Raw genomic sequence first — 22,322 nt, 5'->3', positions numbered from 1 at the left:
CAGCGCGCCGAGAGCAGCGTCACAGTCGCCGAGGGTGCCGGAAATGGCCGATAACACCTCGCCCATCTCTCCATGCGGCATAGCGTCGAAGCGGACCGGACACCCCGCGTCGTGGCGTTACGTCGGAGAAGAGACCGAACATCCTTCTACGTCACGCAACGGCGCGCGACAGGAGCCAGAGGACAATGCAGACCAAGCTGGACGAAGCCAAGGCCGAGCTGCTCGAGAGGGCCGCCCGGGTAGCTGAGAACAGCCCGGTCGGGGGGCACCTACCGACCGGGACGACGGGCGAGGGCACCCCGGACCGGGACACCGTGCTCGCGTTCCTCCAGCGCTACTACCTGCACACCGCCCCGGAGGACCTGGCCGACCGCGACCCGGTGGATGTCTTCGGAGCCGCTTTCTCGCACTACAGACTGGCCGAAACGCGCCCCCAGGGCACGGCCAACGTGCGGGTCCACACCCCGACCGTCGAGGAGAACGGCTGGACCTGCAGCCACTCCGTCGTCGAGGTCGTGACCGACGACATGCCCTTCCTCGTCGACTCGGTCACCAATGAGCTCTCGCGGCAGGGTCGCGGTATCCACGTCGTCATCCACCCCCAGTTCATCGTCCGCCGTGACCTGACCGGCAAGCTGCTGGAGGTGCTGCCCGCGGCGTCCGGCGGCGAGCTGCCGCACGACGCGCACGTCGAGTCCTGGATCCACGTAGAGATCGACCGCGAGACCGACCGTGCCGACCTGAAGCAGATCACCGCCGATCTGCTGCGCGTCCTGTCCGACGTCCGCGAGTCCGTCGAGGACTGGGACAAGATGCGCGAAGCGGCGCTGCGCATCGCCGACGAGCTCCCGAAGGAGGCCGTGCCCGGGGACCTGCCCGGGCCGGAGGTCGAGGAGGCCCGCGAGCTGCTGCGCTGGCTGGCCGACGACCACTTCACCTTCCTCGGCTTCCGCGAGTACCAGCTGCGCGAGGACGACTCGCTGGCCGCCGTGCCCGGCACCGGGCTCGGCATACTGCGATCCGACCCGCACCACGCGAGCGACGAGAGCCACCCGGTCAGCCCGTCCTTCGAGCGGCTGCCGGCCGACGCCCGCGCCAAGGCGCGCGAGCACAAGCTGCTGGTTCTCACCAAGGCCAACAGCCGCGCCACTGTGCACCGTCCGTCGTATCTCGACTACGTCGGTGTGAAGAAGTTCGACGGGAACGGCAACGTCGTCGGCGAGCGCCGCTTCCTGGGCCTGTTCTCGTCCGCCGCCTACACCGAGTCCGTGCGCCGCGTGCCCGTGATCCGGCGCAAGGTCGACGAGGTCCTCAAGGGCGCCGGTTTCTCGCCGAACAGCCACGACGGCCGTGACCTGCTCCAGATCCTGGAGACCTACCCGCGCGACGAGCTGTTCCAGACCCCGGCCGACGAGCTGCGCTCCATCGTCACCTCCGTCCTCTACCTCCAGGAACGCCGCCGTCTGCGGCTCTACCTGCGCCAGGACGAGTACGGGCGCTACTACTCGGCCCTCGTCTACCTGCCGCGCGACCGCTACACCACCGTTGTGCGACTGCGGATCATCGACATCCTCAAGGAGGAACTCGGCGGCACCAGCGTCGACTTCACGGCGTGGAACACCGAGTCGATCCTGTCCCGGCTGCACTTCGTGGTCCGCGTCCCGCAGGGCACGGAGCTGCCGCAGCTGTCCGACGCCGACAAGGAGCGCATCGAGGCCCGGCTGGTGGAGGCCGCCCGTTCCTGGGCCGACGCCTTCGCCGAGGCGATGAACGCCGAGCTCGGCGAGGAGCACGCCGCCGAACTGCTGCGCCGTTACGCGGGCGCCTTCACCGAGGGCTACAAGGCCGACCACACCCCGCGCGCCGCGGTCGCCGACCTCGTCCACCTGGAGCGGCTCTCCGTCGGGGAGGGCGGCAAGGACTTCGCCCTCAGCCTGTACGAGCCCGTGGGCGTCGGCCCCGGCGAGCGCCGCTTCAAGATCTACCGCAAGGGCGAGGCCGTCTCCCTCTCCGCGGTCCTGCCCGTGCTCAACCGGCTCGGTGTCGAGGTCATCGACGAGCGCCCGTACGAGCTGCGCTGCGCCGACCGTTCGACCGCGTGGATCTACGACTTCGGTCTGCGCCTGCCCAAGTCCCTGCTCGGCAACGGCGACTACCTCGGCGACGACGCCCGTGAGCGGTTCCAGGACGCCTTCGCCGCCACCTGGACCGGGCAGGCCGAGAACGACGGCTTCAACGCCCTCGTGCTGAGCGCCGGGCTCACCTGGCGGCAGGCGATGGTGCTGCGGGCGTACGCCAAGTACCTGCGCCAGGCCGGTTCGACCTTCAGCCAGGACTATATGGAGGACACCCTCCGCAACAACGTCCACACCACCCGGCTGCTGATCTCGCTCTTCGAGGCGCGGATGTCGCCGGAGCGGCAGCGCGCCGGCCTGGAGCTGACGGACGCCCTGTTGGAGGAGCTGGACGCCGCCCTCGACCAGGTCGCCTCGCTCGACGAGGACAGGATCCTGCGCTCCTTCCTCACCGTCATCAAGGCCACCCTGCGCACGAACTTCTTCCAGGAGGCCGCGGGCGGCACGCCGCACGACTACATCTCCATGAAGTTCGACCCGCAGGCCATCCCGGACCTGCCGGCACCGCGTCCGGCGTACGAGATCTGGGTGTACTCGCCGCGTGTGGAGGGCGTGCACCTGCGCTTCGGCAAGGTCGCGCGAGGCGGCCTGCGCTGGTCCGATCGTCGTGAGGACTTCCGTACCGAGATCCTCGGCCTGGTCAAGGCGCAGATGGTGAAGAACACCGTCATCGTGCCGGTCGGCGCCAAGGGCGGGTTCGTCGCCAAGCAGCTGCCGGACCCGGCCGTGGACCGCGACGCGTGGCTCGCCGAGGGCATCCGCAGCTACCGGACGTTCATCTCGGCGCTGCTCGACATCACCGACAACATGGTGGCCGGCGAGATCGTGCCGCCCGCGGACGTGGTCCGGCACGACTCGGACGACACCTACCTCGTGGTCGCCGCGGACAAGGGCACCGCGACGTTCTCGGACATCGCCAACGAGGTGGCCGAGAAGTACAACTTCTGGCTCGGCGACGCCTTCGCCTCCGGCGGCTCGGCGGGCTACGACCACAAGAAGATGGGCATCACCGCCCGTGGCGCCTGGGAGTCCGTGAAGCGGCACTTCCGGGAGCTGGGCGTGAACACCCAGGCCGAGGACTTCACCGTGGTCGGCATCGGCGACATGTCCGGTGACGTGTTCGGCAACGGCATGCTGCTGTCCGAGCACATCCGTCTGGTCGCCGCCTTCGACCACCGGCACATCTTCATCGACCCGAACCCGGACGCGGCGACCTCGTACGCCGAACGGCGCCGCCTGTTCGACCTGCCGCGCTCCTCGTGGGCCGACTACGACACCGATCTGCTGTCGGCGGGCGGTGGGGTGTTCCCCCGCTCGGCCAAGGCGATCCCGATCAACGCGCACATCCGCGAGGCCCTCGGTATCGAGTCCCGCGTCATGAAGATGACGCCGGCCGACCTGATGAAGGCGATCCTCAAGGCGCCGGTCGACCTGCTGTGGAACGGCGGCATCGGCACGTACGTGAAGGCGTCGACGGAGTCGAACGCGGACGTCGGCGACAAGGCCAACGACGCCATCCGCGTGGACGGCCGGGACCTGCGCGTCAAGGTCGTCGGCGAGGGCGGCAACCTGGGTCTGACCCAGCTCGGCCGGATCGAGTTCGCCCAGCACGCCGGAAAGATCAACACCGACGCGATCGACAACAGCGCGGGCGTGGACACCTCCGACCACGAGGTGAACATCAAGATCCTGCTCAACGCGGTCGTGGCCAACGGCGATCTGACGGTCAAGCAGCGCAACCAGCTGCTCGCCGAGATGACGGACGAGGTCGGCGCCCTGGTGCTGCGCAACAACTACGCGCAGAACGTGGCGATCGCCAACGCCCTGTTCCAGTCGAAGGACATGCTGCACGCGCAGCAGCGCTTCATGCGTCACCTGGTGCGCGAGGGTCACCTCGACCGGGCGCTGGAGTTCCTGCCCACCGAGCGGCAGATCCGTGAGCGACTGGGCTCCGGGCAGGGCCTGACCGGCCCGGAGACGGCGGTCCTGCTGGCGTACACGAAGATCACGGTGGCCAGGGAGCTGCTGGAGACGCCGCTGCCCGACGACCCGTATCTGCGCAGCCTGCTGCACGCGTACTTCCCGACCGCGCTGCGCGATCGGTTCCCCGAGCAGATCGACAGCCACGCGCTGAGCCGTGAGATCGTGACGACCCTCCTGGTCAACGACACGGTCAACACGGGTGGTACGAGCTTCCTGCACCGTCTGCGTGAGGAGACGGGCGCCTCGCTGGAGGAGATCGTCAGGGCGCAGACCGCGTCCCGCGCGATCTTCCACGCCGGTGCGGTGTGGGACGCGGTCGAGGCCCTCGACAACGAGGTCGACGCCGATGTGCAGACCCGGATCCGGCTGCACTCCCGCCGGCTGGTCGAGCGTGGCACGCGCTGGCTGCTCAACAACCGGCCGCAGCCGCTGGAGCTCACCGGGACGATCGCGTTCTTCAAGGACCGTGTCGAGCAGGTCTGGAGCGAGCTGCCCAAGCTGCTGCGCGGCGCGGACCTGGCCTGGTGGCAGAAGATCTACGACGAGCTGACGGGCGCCGGCGTCCCGGACGAACTCGCCACGCGCGTGGCCGGGTTCTCCTCCGCCTTCCCGACGCTCGACATCGTGTCGGTGGCCGACCGCACCGGCAAGGACCCGATGGCCGTCGCCGAGGTCTACTACGACCTCGCCGACCGGCTGCGGATCACCCAGCTCATGGACCGCATCATCGAACTGCCGCGCGCCGACCGGTGGCAGTCGATGGCCCGCGCGGCGATCCGTGAGGACCTGTACGCGGCCCACGCGGGCCTGACGGCCGAGATCCTGGCGGTGGGCAACGGCGCTTCCACGCCGGAGCAGCGCTTCACGGGCTGGGAGGAGAGGAACGCGGCGATCCTGAGCCGGGCGCGTACGACTCTCGACGAGATCGCGAACTCGGACTCCTTCGACCTCGCGAACCTGTCGGTGGCGATGCGCACGATGCGGACGCTGCTGCGGTCGCACGGCTAGGAGGCCCGGTACGCGGACGGGGGCGCCCCAAGGTGTTGGGGCGCCCCCGTCCGCGTACTCGGGCATGGTCCTCTCGCTTTCCGCCCTGTCCGGCTTTCTTGCCGGTATCTTGGGGAATTCCGGCGTTGAATTTACCCTTTCCTGCTAAACGGGACATTTGGGCTAGGTTGGCGAGATCTTCGGATGACTGTGGAGGACCCGTACCCGTGAGCGTGAACCTCTCCGAGCAGCGGCCCCGGGTCGCTCGCCCGGCCGCCGAGACCGTCGTTCCCGCCCAGGTCCCGGCGCAGGTCCCGGCCCCGGACGCGGCCCCGATCCCGGCTTCGACGCTCGTCCGGGTCCGGCGGCTCGTGGTCGAGGCGGCCAAGTTCGGCGTCGTCGGCGGTAGCGGTGTCGCGGTCAACTTCGTCGTCTTCAACTTCCTGCTGCACGGTGTGAAGTGGGCGCCGATGGCGGCGACCGTGCTCGCCAGCGTCATCGCCATGGGCACCAACTACCTCGGCTTCCGCTTCTTCGCCTACCGAGACCGGGCCGCACGCACCCCGAGGCAGATCGCCCTGTTCTTCGGCTTCAGCGGAATCGGCGTGGTGATGGAGAGCGTGCTGTTCTACGCCGGATACCAGGGCCTCGGCATGGACGGGCCGTTCGGCTCGAATGTGGCGAAGGCGCTGTCGATCGTGCTGGCGTCGGCGTTCCGTTTCCTGGTGTACCGGACGTGGGTGTTCGAGCACGAGGCGAAGCAGGGCGTCGGCGCGCGGTGAGGGTCGCGGCACAGGGAACCGGCCGGGGACAGACGTCCGGCGGGACCGAGAAGCGGCTCAGGGGGCCCAGGGGCTCGCTGGCGGGAGTCGGCAGGCCGCGCGGCACGGCAGGCGTCGCGCTGTGGGCGGCCGTGGTGCTGTTCGTCGTGCTGATGCTGCTCATCATCGTCCGGCTGCCGTGGAACGGCGATCTCGGCATGCACGCGGCGACCGTGGAGCGGCTGCGGCATCGGCTGCTCGATCCCGGCAATCCGCTGGTCGACGAGAACACCCCGAGCCCGTACTACTCGCCGTGGACCGTCTTCCTCGGTGTCGTCGCCCGCCTCACCGGGCTGTCCGTATGGGTCGTGTTGCGCATCGGCGCGCTGATCAGCCTGACGCTGCTGGTGACGGGCGTGTGGCGGTACGTCCGTACGCTGAGCGCCCACCCTCTCGCGCCGCCGCTCGCCCTGCTGTGCGTGGTGCTGCTGTGGGGTACGCAGGTCTTCAAGTGGAGCGGCTTCCTCGGGCTCAATTCACTGGCGCTGACGGTGGCTTATCCGAGCGTGTTCGCGCTGGGGCTGGCCTTTCACTTCTGGGCGCTGCTGGCGCGGACGCTGAAGGGCGAGCCCACGGGGGGATGGATCGCGTTCCTCGGGCTGGGCGCGATGTGGGCGGTGATTCTGCTCAGTCATCAGTTCACCGGGGTGGTGGCGACGCTGGGCGCGCTGGCGACGGTGGTCGGCGCGCGGACCGGGCGCCGGGTCTGGCCGCGGCTCGGGGCCGGGGTCGCGCTCGGGGTAGCCGTCCTCGCGGTGTGGCCGTACTACGACTTCTTCGCGCTGTTGCGCGTGGGCGGCCTGGAGGCGATCCACCGGCCGCTGTACCAGGACCTCTTCGCACGGTACTGGCTCCTGCTCGTCGGGGTGCTGGCCCTGGGGGTACGGGCGCGGCGGGACCGGCGGGATCCGCTGGTGGTGTTCTTCGTGCTCGGCGCGCTGGTGTTCGCGGCCGGCGGGCTGACCGGGCACTACTCGTGGGGGCGGACGCTGCCGGCGGCGCTGATCCCGGCGCAGATCGCGGCGGCCGTGGAAGTGGCCGGGGCGGCGCGCGGGCCACTGCGGAACGTGGCCGCGGGGCTGCTGGCGGGCGCGCTGGCCGTCGGGGCGTGGACCCAGGTGCAGACCGTCGGATACGTGACCGGGCGGGACGCTCTGCCCTCGGTGGTCGCGGCGAAGTACCGGGTGCCATGGGTGGGGTACCAGTGGCTCACGCCGTGGGTGCGGTACGGGGACGTGGTGATGGCCAAGACGCTTCCCGCGCGGCAGATCCCGGCGTACGGGGCGTACACCGTGGCGCCGGGGTACCCGGACTTCTTCCTGCCGGACGCGGGGAGGCGGGAGGCGGCTGTGCGGACGTACTTCGGGGCGGGGGTGTCACGGGGGGCGCGGGTTGCCGTGTTGCGGTCGTACGGGGTGCGGTGGGTTGTTCAGCGGCCGTCCGACGGGGGGTTGGCGGGTGGGGACCGGGTGTTGCGGCGGGTGACTTCGGGGCCGGGGGGTCAGGTGCTGTACGAGGTGGTGCGCTGAGGGGGTGCTCGCCCCCGCCGCCCCTACCCTTCCCGTACCTGGGGGCTGCGCCCCCAGACCCCCGCTTTCGGCCTGACGGCCTCGTCCTCAATCGCCGGACGGGCTCAAAGATTCAGCCCGTCCGGCGATTGAAAAGCGGAGATCCGGGGGCGCAGCCCCCGCCGTCACCGCAACGCGCTCCTCACCAGCCGCGCAGCCCGCCGCACCCTCGGCCCCGCCACCCTGCGTATTACCGGCCCCACCCGCGCCGTCACCCCCACCGGGCGCCACCGGATCTGGAGCCGTCCCGGTCCTCGGCCCTCCGGTTCCACCGTCACCTCGTGGGGCAGCCCGCCCACCTGGGTCGCCGTGAGCGCCCGGAAGGTCAGCGGGGCCAGCAGGATGCCCGAGTTGGTCAGGCCTTGGTGGTCCAGGCGCAGTACCGGGTGGCGGACGCCGGTGAAGCCCTGGACGGGAAGCCGCGCCGCGGCCAGGTCCACCCGGACCCGGCCCTCGAAGATCCCGGGGCGGACCGGGTCAAGGCGGAAGGCCGTCACCAGGGGGCGCCGGCCGGGGGTGACCACGATGCTCGCCCGCTGCGGGCCCACGGAGAGGCGCAGGCCCGGGTCGTAGGTCCGGACCGCGAGGTCGACACAGGCTCCCGGGCCCGGCGTCACGGACGTGATCTCGTGGCGGAACTGCGCGCTCGGGAACGGACGCGTCTCCAGCTCCAGGTCGGACAGGTCCAGTTCGGCACGGGCCCGGTCCGTGTCGGGCACCTCGGAACCCCAGTACGGCACTCCGGACGCATCGGCCCCGACCTGCCGCGGCGCCACCGGATGCCCCAGGCCGCGGGCAGCCAGCTGGGCGTCGGCCAGGCGGCGCTCCCGCAGCAGCTCCAGCACCACCCGCTCCGGGCGGGGCAGTCGGGCGTAAGCGCCGGGGGAGAGGGCGTCCAGGTAGGGGTTCATGATGTCGGCGAAGGCGTTCAGCCACTCCTCGTCCCGGTAGGGCAGGTCGCCCGCGTACAGCCGGAAGTCGTGCTTGAGGAACTTGTAGTCCTTGTCCTGCCGCAGCCCGGCGTGCCCGCTCTCCTCCAGGAAGTCGTCGATCAGGCGGTGCACGCGGATGCGGTCCTGGACGTTGGAGAGCTTGTGCCGCTGGTTGGAGATCGTGGCCGAGTCCGCCGCCGCGAACGGCTCGATGTACCAGACGTACACCGGGTCCGGGATGATCGTGAACGCTTTCGCCAGGCAGTACGCCTGCGCCGAGAACAGCTGGTCCTCGTAGTGGACACCCTCCGGGAAGCGGAGTGTGTGGCGGTCCAGGAAGGAGCGGGTGTACATCTTGTTCGTCGACAGGGGCTCGAAGAGCAGGCGACGGTCCGCCTCGATGCCCTCCACCGTGCGGCGCTCGCTGAACAGGTGGGGCATCCACGTCGTGCGACGGCCGTTGTCCAGACGCACCCGGTGGACCGCGCCCATGGTGAAGTCCACCTCGCGCTCACGGTGCGCGGCCAGCAGCAGTTCCACCGCCCGCGGTGGGAGTTCGTCGTCGCTGTCGAGGAACATCAGGTACGGCGCCCGGGCGATCTCGATGCCCCCGTTGCGCGGGGCGCTGCAGCCGCCACTGTTCTCCGGCAGGCGCAGATAGCGGATGCGGGGGTCCTGGGCGGCCAACTGCCGGGCCACGGACGGTGTCTCGTCGGTGGAGTGGTCGTCGCTGATGACGATCTCGATGTTGGCGTGGGTCTGGGCGCGCACGGAGGCGACCGCACGGGGGAGGCGGGCCGCGTCGTTGTAGACGATGACAGTGACCGTGACGTCGGGGGTCGTCATGCCGTGGCCTCCTCGGGGGTCGGGGCGGGGGTGCGTTCCAGGAGCGGAAGCACCGGCGGCAGGGCCTCCTCGGGTTCACCGAGGAACACCCGTCGTACGACCCTCTCGGCGGCCCGCCCGTCGTCGAACTCGCAGAAGCGGCGCCGGAAGGCGGTCAGGGACTTCAGCGCCGCCTCGTCCCGCCACGCGTCCGTCTCGAAGACGGCCGCCAACTCGTCCTGCGTGTGCGCCACCTGGCCCGGTGCCTGGGCCATCAGGTCGAAGTAGACGCCCCGGGTGGTGCGGTACGTCTCCCAGTCGTCGGCGTAGATCACGATCGGCCGGTTCAGGTTGGCGTAGTCGAACATGATCGACGAGTAGTCCGTGACCAGGGCGTCCGCCGCCAGCGAGAGCTCCTCGACCGAGTCGTACGTCGACACGTCGATCACCCGGCCGGAGCGGCGCAGACCGGTCAGCGGGGAGGCCGCGCCGCCGTAGAAGTAGTGGCCGCGGACCAGCAGGACCGTGTCCTCGCCGAGCCGGTCGGCCAGCGAGGCGAGGTCGAGGCGGGGGGTCCAGCCGGCCTCGTAGTCGCGGTGCGTGGGCGCGTAGAGGATGGCCCGGCGGCCGCGGGCTATGCCCAGACGGTCGCGGACGGCGCGGATGTCCCCGGCCGTCGCCGAGTAGAAGACGTCGTTGCGCGGATAGCCGTGGTTCAGCGATGTGTAGCGCGAGGGGTACGCCCGCTCCCACATCCGTGTCGAGTGGCTGTTCGCGGAGACGCTGTAGTCCCACTTGTCGACGCGGGCCAGCAGGGCGTCGAAGTCCAGGCCCTTGGAGGCGACCGGGAAGGCGAGCTGGTCCAGGCCCATGCGCTTGAGCGGGGTGCCGTGGTGGGTCTGGAGGTGGATCGCGTCCGGGCGCTTGACCACGGAGTTGCGGAAGTTGACGTTGTTGACGAGGTACTTGGCCCTGGCCAGCACGTCCCAGTAGCGGCGGGTGCCGGGGACGATGTGGTCGGTGCCCGGTGGCAGCAGCGCCGCCTTGTGCTTGGACACCACCCACACCGGGTGGATGTGCGGGGCGAGTTCGGCGAGCTTCGCCGCGATCGCGGCCGGGTTGCAGGCCACGCCCCGGTCCCAGTACGCGGAGAACACCGCCAGGTCGGGGTCGACGGGCTCGCCGAGCGCGCGCCGGTAGCGGTGGTCGCGGAGCTTCGCGCTCACCTGGCGCTTGCCCGTCGCGACCGCCGACCTCACCTCGCGCCGCTTCTGGCCGGCGGCCTGGAAGGCGCGGTACTTGGTGTACGCGTTCTCCTCCAGGAGCGCGTGACGGATGCCCTCGAAGCCGGCCGGGCGCTGGTGGTCCGCCGGCCGCCGGCGTACGGCGGCCCGGGACGCGCGGCCGAAGAACTCCCGTGCCACCTGCTCGGGCATTGTGCTGCGGGTGAAGGTGCGCAGCAGATCGGTGACCATCACGTCGTACAGGACGGCCCGCGTCCCCTCGTGGGCGCCCCGCTCGTCGAGGAGCTGGTGCAGCCGCTCGTAGCGGTCGATCACCGCGTACCGCTGCGGGGCGGTCACCGGCGGCAGGCTCTGCTTCCGCAGCTCCCGTATCTCGTACGCCACCTGGTCGAGGCAGGCGATCTCGCCGGCGTGGAGGAGTACGGCGAGGGCGGCGTAGACCTCGTCGTCGGAGAAGTCGTGATCCGCGACGTCCAGGGATCGCCAGAAGGCCGCGCGTATCACGCGGTTGCCCAGCACCGGGGTGAGCCGCAGCAGTTCCGGGAAGTCGGCGAGCGGGGCGGCGCGGCGGCCGGCGCGGGCCAGGAACCGGCCGTCCTCGCTGGGCGCGCCCGAGGTCTGCCAGGTCGAGTACACGTGGTTGACCACCAGGACGTCCGCCGCGTCCCCGAGTTCGGCGGTGCGGTCGGCGACCGTGCGCAGGGCGCCGGCGGGCAGCCGGTCCTTGGCGTGTACGAAGTGCAGCCAGCGGCCGGTGGCCCGGCCGGCGCCCGCCGTCCGGGCCGCGCTGTCGCCGGTGCCCTCCGGCAGCGGCAGCACCACCATCCGGGGGTCCCGGGCCGCGTACCGTTCCGCCTGTTGCCGGGCCCAGTCGCCGACGGCCGCCACGACCACCTCGGCCTCGGCGAAGGGCTGGGCGGTCAAAGCGTCCAGGAGTTCGCCCAGGTGACCTTGGGGATCGGGGCCGTGGACGATGACGCTCAGCCCTGGTTGCACGTGGCCTCCCTGCTCTCCGGACATCCACGGCGGTACGGTGCCGGTGGAACACCTCGATCGGGTGCTTTTGCACCTCAGCAGAGAAGAGGATTTTTTGCTGCGTCGGGTTCCTTTTACTGCGTCTTCGACAGCTTTTATTGCGTCTTCGACGGCTTGCGTGTGGTTGCTTTCTTGGGTTTGTCGCCACCCGTGAACGCCTCGTACTCCGCGAGGACTTCCTCGGTCGGACCGTCCATGCGCAGCACGCCGCGCTCCAGCCACAGCGCCCGGTCGCAGGTGTCGCGGATCGACTTGTTGTTGTGGCTGACCAGGAAGACGGTTCCCGCGTGCTTGCGCAGTTCGCGGATGCGTTCCTCGGACCGCTGCTGGAAGGAGCGGTCACCGGTGGCGAGGGCCTCGTCGATGAGGAGCACGTCGTGGTCCTTGGCGGCGGCGATCGAGAAACGCAGGCGGGCGGCCATGCCGGAGGAGTACGTCCGCATGGGGAGCGTGATGAAGTCGCCCTTCTCGTTGATGCCCGAGAAATCGACGATGTCCTGGTAGCGCTCCTTGATCTGCTCGCGGGGCATGCCCATGGCGAGACCGCCGAGGTAGACGTTGCGCTCGCCGGTCAGGTCGCTCATCAGGGCCGCGTTCACGCCGAGGAGGGAGGGCTGGCCGTCGGTGTAGATCCTGCCGTTCTCGACGGGCAGCAGTCCGGCGACGGCCTTGAGCAGCGTCGACTTGCCGGACCCGTTCGTACCGATCAGGCCGATGGCCTCGCCCTTGTACGCGGTGAACGAGACGTTCTTGACAGCGTGCACCCGGCGCACGCCCGCCGCCTTCTCCGCCTGCCTGCGGCGCAGGATGCGGTTGAGCGCGGCGGTGGCGGAGCCGCGGCCGGCGCCGGTGCCGTTGACGCGGTAGACGATGTCGACGCCGTCGCAGATGACGGTGGGGATCCGCTCCCCGTTCGGCGTGCTGCTCGGCTCGCCGTTCAGTTCGTCGTTCAGAAGCTCAGCCACGGCCGTACCTCTCCTCAGCCTTCCAGAAGTAGATGAAGCCGCCGACGCCGACGAGCAGGGCCCAGCCCGTCGCAGCCGCCCACACATGCGGAGGCAGCTGGCTCGCGTGGAAGCTGTCGATCAGCGCGAAGCGCATGAGGTCGATGTAGACGGCGCCCGGATTGACCTGGAGCACGACCTTCACCGAGTGCGACATGTGCGAGCTCTTGGCCAGTTTGTCGATGCTCCACATGACGCCCGAGACGTACATCCAGGTGCGCAGGACGAACGGCATCAGCTGCGCGATGTCCGGCGTCTTGGCGCCCATCCGGGCCATGATCATCGAGAGGCCGGCGTTGAACGTGAACTGCAGGACCAGGGCCGGGATCGCCAGCAGCCAGGAGGCGGAGACCGGCACGCCGACGCAGAACAGGATGAGGACCAGGGCGGCCATCGAGAACAGCAGCTGCTGGAGCTGCTGGAGGCAGAAGGAGATCGGCAGCGCGGCCCGCGGGAAGTGCAGGGCGCGCACGAGCCCCAGGTTGCCGGAGATCGCACGGGTGCCCGACATGATCGAGCTTTGGGTGAACGTCCAGACGAACACGCCCGTGACCAGGAACGGGATGTAGTCGGGCACGCCCTGCTTGGTGCCGAGCAGCACGCCGAAGATGAAGTAGTAGACCGCCGCGTTCAGCAGCGGGTTCATGACCTGCCAGATCTGGCCGAGCTTCGCCTGGCTGTACTGCGCGGTGAGCTTGGCGGTGGCGAAGGCCGCGATGAAGTGGCGGCGCTCCCACAGCTGGCGGACGTATTCGGGCAGGGAGGGGCGGGCACCGCTGACCGAGAGGCCGTACCGGGCGGCGAGCTCCGCCGGGGACTCGGCAGGCGCGGTGGCCGTGGGGGGCGGTGTGTGGAGAGCCTGGCTCACATCCGCTGCTTTCGCTCGGGGGGTCGGGTGCGCGAACCGGTCCGCAGTCTTCCGTCGCGAGGACCCCTTTGGTGCCACATCCCGACATTTCTCACGTTTCTTGCCGGGGTCTTGCTCTGTTCTAGGGGTCTTGAACTGCTCTTGGGGGTTTCGAGTACTGCGCTTTACGTCGGGACGGGACCGTATCGTCGCAACGTGAGCCTAAGCCGATCTGACGTCGGAACGCAACCGTTTCGTCGTCACGCCCCTATGCTGGTCCGCATGACGACGAACGCCGACACTGCCCAGGTGAAGCGGCGGCGCAGGGCGCCCGCGGGTGCGGCCGTGCTCCGTGAGGACGTGACCGAGGCCATTCGCGCAGCGGTCTTCGAGGAACTCGCGGCCGTCGGCTACGCCCGGATGTCCATAGAGGGCATCGCGCGCCGGGCGGGCGTCGGCAAGACCGCGGTGTACCGCCGGTGGCGCTCCAAACTGCACCTGGTCCTCGACCTGGTCTCGGCGGTCGCGGTACAGGGCCTGCCGGCCCCCGACACGGGATCCCTGGAGACGGACCTGAGGCTCCTGTACGAGGTGACATCCCGCGCCCTGCGTCACCCGGTGGCCGGCCAGATCATCCCGGACCTCCAGGCGGAGGCGGCCCGCAACCCCGACATCGCGGAGGCCATGCAGAAGGCGTTGCGCGAGGGTCAGCAGAGCGTGGCCAGCGGCATCGTGGCGGCGGCCGTCGCTCGTGGTGAGATCCGCGAGGGCATCGACGTGGACCTGGCCCTCGACCTGATCTCGGGCCCGCTGTACTGGCGGGCGGTGGTGGTACGGAGCCCGAAGCTGCCGAAGGGGTACCTGGGCGGGTTGGCCCGCGCCACGGCGGGGGCGCTCAAGGCGTTGTGACCGCACCTCCGCCCGGCCTTCTTCGGGCGGCGGCACCCTTCTTCGCCGGCCGGGCCGATCGTCCCTTCTTTCGTCGAACTTCCTTTCCTCGTAAGTCAGTTCCCTTCGACCCGCAGCGCGCATTACAGTGACTCAGCCGCTGTGACGTGCCTGTGAGTCGGCTGGGGGACGAACGCCGACCCGGCCCATGCGCGGCCCATTTCTTCCGATGCCATTTCTTCCGGTGTCATGTCATTCGATGCCATGTCATCCGATCCGTGGGGGGTCGACAACTTGAGACTGTTCACGCGCCGCCGTGCCGCGGCGCTCGCGACCGCGGCGGCGCTCGCCGCGGTGGGCACCCTGGCCGTCGCGCCCGGCGCCGTCGCCGATGACGCCGGACCCTGGCCGGGCACCGAGGGCAGAATCCTCACCGACGGACCGGTGCTGGTCGACCCGGCCACCGGAACCAAGACCCAGGTGCCCCATCAGTCGGGCGACTACGCCGCCTGGGCGCCGGACGGCAGTCGGCTCATCACCGCTTGGAGCCAGATCTCCAGCATCCGGCCCAACGGGGCCTCGCAGATCACCCTGCCCTGGGCGCAGGGCGTGCGCTCCAGCGCCTCCTATGAGGACCTGGCTTTCTGGTGGGGCGGCCGCTACGTCGTCTTCTCCACCGGCGGCCAGCTCGCCTACGGCCCCTCCGACGGCTCGTGGGCGCCCCGCCCGCTGCTGTCGGCCGCCCTGGAGCCGTCCACTGTCTGCGACAACGACCCGACCGTCAGCCCGCAGGGCCTGCTCGCCTTCACGCGCCGCAAGAACTACGGCTGCTACGACAACGACGGCGTCCACGTCTACGACCCGGCCAAGAAGACGGTCAAGCGCGTCCTGACCAACGCCGAGCAGCCCGCCTACTCGCCGGACGGCACCAAGCTGGCCTTCGTCCGCAAGGACGCCGACGGCAAGCAGCAGGTCTTCACGGCGAACGCCGACGGCACCGCCGTCCAGCAACGCACGAGCGGCCCCGATTACCACGTCAACCCGTCCTGGTCGCCCACGGGCAAGCGCATCGTCTTCGACGCGCACACCACGGGCTGGAGCAACGACGTGCACACCACCGCGTACGTCGACCTGGCCACCGGCGAGCTGACCACGGTTCCCGGCACCCCGCAGGGCGCCAACCCGAGCTGGCAGCCACTGCGTAAGAACGGCACCGGCCGGGTCTGGGGCTCCGATTCCTACGCCACCAACGTCGCTTCGTCCCGTTGGACCTGGAACACCGTCGGCGGTCCGAACGTACCGGGCCTGATGAACGCCAAGGCCGCGGTGCTCATCAACCGTGACAACTCCGTGTACTCGCTCACCGCGCCGGCGCTGGCCGGCAAGAAGGGCGGGCCGGTGCTGATGACGCAGCGGACTGGGCTGTCCTCTGCGGTGAAGAGCGAGCTGAAGCGGGTGCTGAAGCGAGGGGCGTACGTCTACCTCGTCGGCGGTAAATCGGTCCTGAGTGACTCCGTTGCCTCGCAGGTCAGGGCACTCGGGTTCACCCCGAAGCGGCTGGCGGGCACCGACCGCTGGGCGACCTCGGTCGCGGTGGCCAAGTCCGTCACCAGCACCCCGAAGTACGTGTTCCTGGCCACCGGCACCGACTACCACTCGGCCCTCCCCGCGGCCGCGGCGGCCGGCGCGGACGGCACGAGCAGCGCGGGCAGCGTGGTCCTGACCAACGGCAAGAAGCTGACCTCTTCGGTGAAGGCGTACCTCAACAGCCTCAACCCGAAGAAGACCATGATCATCACGGTCGATGCCTCGGCGAAGTACGCGCTGACCCACACGTCCTTCTCCAGGTGGCCCTCGACGTACTCGTACTACCCGATCACATCGAGCACCAACGAGGGCACCTCGGTGGCCATCGCCAAGTTCTGGTGGGGCGTGCCCAGCCAGGTCGCCCTCGCCGGCAGCGGCAGCTGGCGCGACGGACTGTCCGCGGGCGCGGCGATGAACGTCTTCGCCCCCGTGCTGTGGACCTCGGGCTCCAGCCTTTCCGCCCCGGTCAAGAGCTACTTGACGAAGGAGTCGGCGAGTGTCCAGTTCGCGGCCGGCTTCGGCGGCACGGGCTCGCTCGCCGCGGGCACGCTGAACACGGCGGGCGCCTCTATCAGTGCGGGCGCGGGCCAGTACGAGTACCGCCCGTACTACAACGGCGTGACGCCCACGAGTGCACGGATGAGCACCTTCGCGCTGCGCACGAACGGTGGCAATGCCGCGACGGTGGCCCGGTCGGGCCCGGTGGGCGCCGACCCGCACCTGGACTCGCTCAGGACGGTCCACGGGCAGTAGGCGGCTGAGCGGGGGCGCCTGCCACATCACGGGCGCCCCCGCGGCCTTCCCCGGGACTCGGGGAGCACCCTGCCGGGGTGGTCGCCGAGCCCCATGAATCAGGTCGAATCCGGGACTGAGTCGGCCCCGCGTGAGTACAAGCTCCGTGCCAGTTCGATGAGTTCGGGTGCGCGCAGGACGCGGTCGCCGAAGCCCGGCAGGGGGACGTGCAACGGCTCTGTCCAGCGGTCCGGGATGGCGTCCGGGCCGTACACCGCTCCGGCCAGGCCGCCGGTCACCGCCGCCACCATGTCCGTGTCCCCGCCGAGATCGACCGCGGCGCGTACGGCCTCCTCGTACGAGGTCGTCGTCCGCAGCGCCCAGACCGCCGAGCCGAGACAGGGCCAGACGGCACCGTTGAACTCGGTGGCCCGGTCCGGATGCCAGTCGGGGGCCAGAAGGGTCGCGAAGCGGGCGCGGTGGTCAGGGTGGACAACGGCGAGCGTTCGCGGCAGCGCGGCGAGCGGGTCCTCGCCGGTGAGCGCCACGCGGATCAGCTCGTGGAAGATCGCCGTGCCCTCCCAGGCCGCACGGTCCCCGTGAGTGAGCGCGGCGATCCGGCGGGCGGCGTTCATGGTGGCGTCCCGGCCGTGGGGCGCGAAGTGGACCGCGGAGGTCGCGGCGCGCATCAACGCGCCATTGCCCGCGGCCCGCCCGTTCACCTGGAAGTGCAGTGCCGCGGCCAGGTCCCAGGGATCGCCGCCGGTGAGGACGGCTTCCGTCTGGAGCCCGATGTCCTTGGGGTCGGCCGCCGCCCAGCGCCGGAACCGGTCGAACACGTCCGGGAGTTCGAGAGCGCCGCACTCCAGCAGCGACTCCCCGACGAGCACCGCCATCTGCGTGTCGTCGGTCGCCTCACCCGGATCCCAGCCGCCGCCCCCGCACATCTCGCCGCCGTGTCCCGGCGCGGGGAAGCGCGCCGAGAGCGCGCCTTCGGGGCCGAACTCGAAGGGCGCGCCCAGCGCGTCGCCGACGGCCGAGCCGAGGACAGTGGCGACGGCGCGGTGAAAGAAGGCGGGGCTGGGGGAGTCGGTCACCGGGGCAGCGCTCGGGCGGCTCAGTCCGCCTTCGCCGGCGCGCAGCCCCGCAGCATGTACGCCACCAGTTCGTCCAGGCCCTGTTCCCGTACCTCGGACGGCAGGGACCCGCTCGCCGCGAGGGTCGCGTAGCCGTGCAGCGTGGAGAAGACCCCGACGCCCACGCGCTCCAGGGGGCCCTCGCGCACCTCTCCGCGGCGCTGGCCCTCGGCGATCAGACCCACCGTCCGGTCGGTCCACCGCTGGGACGCGGCGAGCAGGTCCTCGGACGCTTCCGGTGTGTGCTTGATCGAGTACATGAGGTCGAGCAGTTCGGAGTTCGCGGTGCCGAAGTCCACGTAGGCGCGTGCCGCCGCGGCGAGCCGCTCGGGGAAGGAGTCGCCCGCCTCCTCCAGGCGCGTCGCGAACGCCTCGTCGAGCCGGTCGAAGCCGGTCAGTGCCAGGGCGTCCAGCAGTGCCTGCTTGTCCTTGAAGTGGCGGCTCGGCGCGGCGTGGCTGACGCCCAGGTCGCGGGCGAGTTCCCGGAGGGACAGCGCGGCCGGCCCCTTCTCCCGGAGCGTCTCCTCCGCACGGGTGAGCAGCGCGGAGCGGAGGTCTCCGTGGTGGTAACGACGACGCGTGTGCATGGGCGTCAGTGTATCGAGGATGTGACCGGCGCCTACATTGTTGACGGCGCCACCATTGTTGTCATTGACAGCATTGTTGGCGCCGCCTACATTGAGCGCATGCCCAAGACACAGCGCAAATGGAATACAACCGACATCACCGATCAGTCCGGCCGCACCGCCGTCGTCACCGGCGCCAACAGCGGCATCGGACTCGTCACCGCCGACGCACTGGCCCGCGCGGGCGCCCACGTGGTGCTCGCGGTACGGGACGTGCGGCGCGGCGAGGCGGCCGCCGCGACCGTCCGCGGCGCGAAGGGAAGCGTCGAGGTGCGCCGGCTCGACCTGGCCGACCTCGCCTCCGTGCGGGAGTTCGCCGCCGGCTGGCAGGGCGACCTGGATCTGCTGGTCAACAACGCCGGCGTCATGAACATCCCCGAGGCCAGTACCAAGGACGGCTTCGAGATGCAGTTCGGCACCAACCACCTGGGGCACTTCGCCCTGACGAACCTGCTGCTGCCGCACATCACGGACCGCGTGGTCACGGTCGCCTCGGGCGCACACCGCTTCCCGGCCGGGATGCACATCCACTTCGACAACCTGAACCTGACCGGTGAGTACGCGCCGATGGTGGCGTACGGCCAGTCCAAGCTCGCCAACCTGCTGTTCACGCTGGACCTCCAGCGCCGCCTGACCGAGGCGGGCTCGCGGGTGAGGGCCCTCGCCGCGCACCCGGGCTGGGCCGCGACCAACCTCCAGGGCCATGACGCCAGCGTCGTACGCCGGGTCGCGATGCGGGTCGGCAACCGCGTCCTGGCCCAGGACGACAAGGCGGGCGCGCTGCCGACCCTGTACGCCGCGACCCAGGACCTGCCCGGCGCGAGCTACGTCGGGCCCGACGGTCTCGGTGAGATGCGCGGCGCGCCCACCCTGGTCGGCCGCTCCCGCGCGGCCAGCGACCCCGAGTCGGCCCGGCGCCTGTGGACGGCCTCCGAGGAACTGACGGGTGTCACTTTCCCGCGACTTGCGGAGGCGTCACGGACGACGGACGCCTGACGGCCCGCCCGTGGCGTGATGCGGTCAAGCTCAGCGGACCAGGCGACGGAGTCGGCGGCCCAGCACCGACGCCGCTCCGCGCACCCCCGGCGCCACTCTGAGCGCCAGGCCCCCGGAGTGCGTCGAGTACGGCTGCACCAGCAGCACGCCGTGCCTCGGGCTGGGCACCGCGCGGCGGCGCAGGAGGCCGGGGCCGGTGAGGGCGTGGGCCGAGGTCGTGCGGCTCGTGCCGTCGTCGAAGCGGAGCGTCAGCCGCAGGTCCCAGGTGCCGGCGCCGAGCGTCCCGAGCTCCACGGGCAGCTCGGCCGTCCAGCCGTCGGCGCCCGCGTCCCGCCTGAGTGCGGCCGTGTGCGCGAGACCCACCCGCGCGCTGTCCTCCCGGAGCACGAACTCCACGTCCACCCGGGCCGGACGCGCGTTCTCCACCCGCCCGTACAGCTCGTGCAGGCGCAGCCGCAGCCGGGTCGCACGCGCGCGTGGACGCAGTTCCGCGTCGACGGCGACCGGCAGGTGCCGCATGGGACGGTGCAGCAGGTGCTCCAGCTGGACCTGCGGCAGGTCCGCCGACCAGACGGGTGTGCCGTCCGCCGCGCTCGCGTACGGCGGGGTCAGCCGCGCCGGATGGGCCGCCAGCTCCTTGAGCCGGGGCAGGTCCCGGGGCTCTTCGGTGGCGAGCACCAGCTGCGCGACGACCCGGCCCGCGACGGACGCCTGCGCGAGGTCGGACGGGTCGAAGTCCGACAGGTACGCGCGCGTGAGCTTCCACCACTCGGCGCGGTACTCGGCGTCGCGCAGCGGGAGCTCCCGTGCGTACATGCGCAGTCCGCGGTCCAGGAAGGTGCCGCGCGCCGCCTGTGCGAGCGGCTTCTCACCGGCGCTCAGCAGGATCTCGTACGCCTGCCGGTTCGCCTTGATGCGGGCCTTCCAGTTGTCGATGTCGGCGCGGTCCAGGGAGATGGACAGGCGCTGGGCGGAGCGGCGCACGTGCCAGACGTAGACCGTCTCGGGGACGACGGCGATGCTCGGCCCGGCGGCCAGCACGCGCGCGGTGAACACGAAGTCCTCGTAGGGGAAGCGGCCTTCGGGGAAGCGGATGCCGTGCTCGCGCAGGAAGTCGGTGCGGTAGAGCTTGTTGACGCACAGCGTGTCGTGCACCAGGCCGGGGCGCCGGGAGGGATGGGAGACCACCGCGGCCCGCTCGTAAAGCTCCGGCTGCCAGGGGGTCTCGCGGCCCGACGGCAGCTCGCGGCGCACGCACAGGCCCGCGGCGAGCGGGGTGCCGTGCGCGACGGCCGCCATGAGCAGCGCGTCGACCGCGCCGGGCGGCAGCACGTCGTCGCTGTCCAGGAACATCAGGTACGGGGCGGTCGCCGCGTCGATCCCGTCGTTGCGCGGGGTGCCGCAGCCACCGCTGTTGACGGTTCTGCGTACCACCTTCACGCGCGGGTCCTCGGCCGCGAGGGCGTCCAGCAGGGCGGCGCTGCCGTCCGTCGAGCAGTCGTCGACCGCGATGACCTCGCGGACGACGCCGCCCTGCGCCAGGGCGGAGCGCACCGCCGTCGTCACATGAGTGGCGTCGTCGTAGCCGATGACGACGACGCTGACCTGTGCATCGTCAGGGTGCATGGAATCCACGAGCCGGGAGCGTAGGGAAGTCTGGTAATCATCTGTTAAGAGGCGGTCAACCTCCTGTGTGGAAGAGTGCAGGAATTCGGTCCGGGTTGCGCGACGGAGCGTCTGTTTCCGGCCGTTCGGGGGCGGGGCGTCCGGAACGGCACAGGCGGACGAAGGACAGCACCGCCGCGGAGGCCAGCAGGCCATTGCGTACGAGCATGAGCACACAGCCCGCCCAGGTGCTGTGGATGACCTCCCCGTAGCAGGCGGGATACTCCACGGCGCTCACCGCGGTCGCCGCCAGGACCAGCGGGGCCACCGGACGCTGGGTGGTGCGCTGTGCGGTCAGACAGACGGCGGCGAGCCCGACCAGCCACACCATGTACTGAGGGCTGATCACCCGGCTCGTCACGGTGAACAGCAGGACGGCCGTGAGCGCCGCGTCGTACGGGGTCGCCGGCGTCCAGTGGCGGGCCCGCACCCGCCACAGCACCAGCAGCGCGAAGGCCGTCGCGGTCAGCGCGAGCGAGCAGACGGCGACCGTGTGCACCTGCGGGCCCACGAACTCCACGGCCCCGTACTGGTAGCGCGTGCGCCCCGGCCAGCCGGCCCGGCGCGCGAACATCAGGACCGTGCCGCCCAGTGACTCGATCTGCACGCCCCGGCCGCCCTGCTGGCGCAGGAAGTCGAACGGGTCGCGGAACAGGGCCGCGAGCAGGGCGAGCAGTGTGACCGCGGTGACCGCGGCCGCCGTCCACGCCTCGCGGGTGCTGCGGCCGCGCGGGGTGCCGATGAGCGCCAGCGCCGGCCACACCTTCACCAGCGCGCCGAGCGCCGCGAACACGCCGCACGCGCGCGTGGAGCGCGGCAACGTCAACAAGGACATGACCGCGAAGGCGGTGACCTGTACGTCGTAGCGGGCGAGCGGGATGTGCAGCAGCAGCGGCAGGCCCGCCGTCCACAGTGCCGCGCCGCGCAGTGAACGGCCCGGACGCGTGCCCACGCGCGCGAGGACTGACGTGATCGCGGCATCCGTGAACAGCGTGAGGGCCACGAACGCCTGAAAGTACGTCAACCCTGGCAGCAGTGCGGGCGAGAGCAGCACCGGGCCCGCGCCCGGCGGGTACTGCCACAGGTGGTCGCCGGACGGGAACGAGCCGTGTCTGAGGAAGCCGTACCAGTGGAAGTACAGCTTCCATACCTCACGTGCGACGCCGCCCCGGCCGAGCAGGCCGTACTCGTCGTGAACGAGCAGCCACAGCATCAGAGCACGGGTGGCGAGCCAGCCGGCCGCGAGGAGAAGCAACCGACGGGCCGCTCGGACCCTCTTCGAAGGGGAGGACGAAGCGGGTGAGGACGCGG

General features: G+C 70.7%; 14 protein-coding genes. 6 read left to right on the top strand and 8 right to left on the bottom strand.

All coding sequences use genetic code 11. The features are described 5' to 3' along the window. The first annotated feature begins 185 nt into the window (after positions 1 to 185). From Q2K21_RS31485 to Q2K21_RS31475, 3 genes are all read left to right on the top strand, one after another. On the top strand, positions 186 to 5,126 hold the full coding sequence (locus Q2K21_RS31485) for an NAD-glutamate dehydrogenase (protein WP_310777935.1): 4,941 nt from the start codon (positions 186 to 188) through the stop codon (positions 5,124 to 5,126). A 206-nt stretch (positions 5,127 to 5,332) separates the two neighbouring features. After that, on the top strand, positions 5,333 to 5,887 hold the full coding sequence (locus Q2K21_RS31480) for a GtrA family protein (protein WP_310777931.1): 555 nt from the start codon (positions 5,333 to 5,335) through the stop codon (positions 5,885 to 5,887). A 152-nt stretch (positions 5,888 to 6,039) separates the two neighbouring features. Then, positions 6,040 to 7,455 carry a hypothetical protein gene (locus Q2K21_RS31475; RefSeq protein WP_310781344.1) on the top strand — a complete coding sequence of 472 codons (1,416 nt, stop codon included), beginning with the start codon at positions 6,040 to 6,042 and terminating at the stop codon, positions 7,453 to 7,455. Positions 7,456 to 7,619: 164 nt separating this feature from the next. Here the strand turns inward: Q2K21_RS31475 and Q2K21_RS31470 are convergent, their stop codons facing one another. The 4 genes from Q2K21_RS31470 to Q2K21_RS31455 all read right to left on the bottom strand — a co-directional run bounded on the left by Q2K21_RS31470 (position 7,620) and on the right by Q2K21_RS31455 (position 13,402). Continuing rightward, positions 7,620 to 9,272: a glycosyltransferase family 2 protein gene (locus tag Q2K21_RS31470; RefSeq protein ID WP_310777928.1), complete on the bottom strand. Its 1,653-nt coding sequence runs from the start codon at positions 9,270 to 9,272 to the stop codon at positions 7,620 to 7,622. Further along, the gene (locus Q2K21_RS31465; RefSeq protein WP_310777925.1) at positions 9,269 to 11,515 is read right to left on the bottom strand and encodes a CDP-glycerol glycerophosphotransferase family protein; all 2,247 of its coding nucleotides are present in this window, start codon (positions 11,513 to 11,515) and stop codon (positions 9,269 to 9,271) included. The genes Q2K21_RS31470 and Q2K21_RS31465 overlap by 4 nt, the downstream gene beginning before the upstream one ends. A 110-nt stretch (positions 11,516 to 11,625) precedes the next feature. Then, entirely contained in the window at positions 11,626 to 12,513 is an 888-nt protein-coding gene (locus Q2K21_RS31460; protein WP_386276805.1) for an ABC transporter ATP-binding protein, read from the bottom strand. Then, positions 12,488 to 13,402, bottom strand: coding sequence for an ABC transporter permease (locus Q2K21_RS31455; protein WP_310777918.1), 915 nt, complete (start codon positions 13,400 to 13,402; stop codon positions 12,488 to 12,490). The genes Q2K21_RS31460 and Q2K21_RS31455 overlap by 26 nt, the downstream gene beginning before the upstream one ends. 261 nt (positions 13,403 to 13,663) lie before the next feature. Here Q2K21_RS31455 and Q2K21_RS31450 point away from each other — a divergent pair, with 261 nt between their 5' ends. After that, on the top strand, positions 13,664 to 14,290 hold the full coding sequence (locus Q2K21_RS31450; RefSeq protein WP_310777915.1) for a TetR/AcrR family transcriptional regulator: 627 nt from the start codon (positions 13,664 to 13,666) through the stop codon (positions 14,288 to 14,290). Between the two features lie 273 nt (positions 14,291 to 14,563). Continuing rightward, complete coding sequence (locus Q2K21_RS31445; RefSeq protein WP_310777912.1) at positions 14,564 to 16,609, top strand: cell wall-binding repeat-containing protein; 2,046 nt, start codon at positions 14,564 to 14,566, stop codon at positions 16,607 to 16,609. Between the two features lie 98 nt (positions 16,610 to 16,707). Here Q2K21_RS31445 and Q2K21_RS31440 read toward each other — a convergent pair whose 3' ends face one another. Together Q2K21_RS31440 and Q2K21_RS31435 are read right to left on the bottom strand one after the other, a co-directional pair. Continuing rightward, positions 16,708 to 17,685: an ADP-ribosylglycohydrolase family protein gene (locus Q2K21_RS31440; RefSeq protein WP_310777909.1), complete on the bottom strand. Its 978-nt coding sequence runs from the start codon at positions 17,683 to 17,685 to the stop codon at positions 16,708 to 16,710. Between the two features lie 20 nt (positions 17,686 to 17,705). After that, positions 17,706 to 18,311: a TetR/AcrR family transcriptional regulator gene (locus Q2K21_RS31435; protein ID WP_310777907.1), complete on the bottom strand. Its 606-nt coding sequence runs from the start codon at positions 18,309 to 18,311 to the stop codon at positions 17,706 to 17,708. 99 nt (positions 18,312 to 18,410) lie between these two features. Here Q2K21_RS31435 and Q2K21_RS31430 point away from each other — a divergent pair, with 99 nt between their 5' ends. Beyond that, positions 18,411 to 19,346: an oxidoreductase gene (locus Q2K21_RS31430; protein WP_310777904.1), complete on the top strand. Its 936-nt coding sequence runs from the start codon at positions 18,411 to 18,413 to the stop codon at positions 19,344 to 19,346. Positions 19,347 to 19,376: 30 nt separating this feature from the next. On the opposite strand, the gene Q2K21_RS31425 is transcribed toward Q2K21_RS31430, so the two are convergent. Next, positions 19,377 to 20,972: a glycosyltransferase family 2 protein gene (locus Q2K21_RS31425; RefSeq protein ID WP_310777901.1), complete on the bottom strand. Its 1,596-nt coding sequence runs from the start codon at positions 20,970 to 20,972 to the stop codon at positions 19,377 to 19,379. Positions 20,973 to 21,027: 55 nt separating this feature from the next. After that, positions 21,028 to 22,224 (bottom strand): glycosyltransferase family 87 protein, encoded by a 1,197-nt coding sequence (locus tag Q2K21_RS31420; protein WP_310781343.1) that lies wholly within the window; start codon positions 22,222 to 22,224, stop codon positions 21,028 to 21,030. Positions 22,225 to 22,322 lie beyond the last annotated feature (98 nt).

It is taken from the genome of Streptomyces sp. CGMCC 4.7035 (assembly GCF_031583065.1).
GTDB lineage: Bacteria > Actinomycetota > Actinomycetes > Streptomycetales > Streptomycetaceae > Streptomyces > Streptomyces yaanensis.
Note: the sequence above shows the minus strand (reverse complement) of the source record. Positions and strands in the feature narration are given on the sequence as shown.

Excerpts from the sequence above, each read along its gene's own strand:
- Q2K21_RS31430 (WP_310777904.1), top strand. The coding sequence starts at position 18,411 with ATGCCCAAGACACAGCGCAAATGGAATACAACCGACATCACCGATCAG.
- Q2K21_RS31485 (WP_310777935.1), top strand. The coding sequence starts at position 186 with ATGCAGACCAAGCTGGACGAAGCCAAGGCCGAGCTGCTCGAGAGGGCC.
- Q2K21_RS31475 (WP_310781344.1), top strand. The coding sequence starts at position 6,040 with ATGCTGCTCATCATCGTCCGGCTGCCGTGGAACGGCGATCTCGGCATG.
- Q2K21_RS31435 (WP_310777907.1), bottom strand. The coding sequence starts at position 18,311 with ATGCACACGCGTCGTCGTTACCACCACGGAGACCTCCGCTCCGCGCTG.
- Q2K21_RS31420 (WP_310781343.1), bottom strand. The coding sequence starts at position 22,224 with ATGCTGTGGCTGCTCGTTCACGACGAGTACGGCCTGCTCGGCCGGGGC.
- Q2K21_RS31465 (WP_310777925.1), bottom strand. The coding sequence starts at position 11,515 with ATGTCCGGAGAGCAGGGAGGCCACGTGCAACCAGGGCTGAGCGTCATC.
- Q2K21_RS31470 (WP_310777928.1), bottom strand. The coding sequence starts at position 9,272 with ATGACGACCCCCGACGTCACGGTCACTGTCATCGTCTACAACGACGCG.
- Q2K21_RS31425 (WP_310777901.1), bottom strand. The coding sequence starts at position 20,972 with ATGCACCCTGACGATGCACAGGTCAGCGTCGTCGTCATCGGCTACGAC.
- Q2K21_RS31450 (WP_310777915.1), top strand. The coding sequence starts at position 13,664 with ATGACGACGAACGCCGACACTGCCCAGGTGAAGCGGCGGCGCAGGGCG.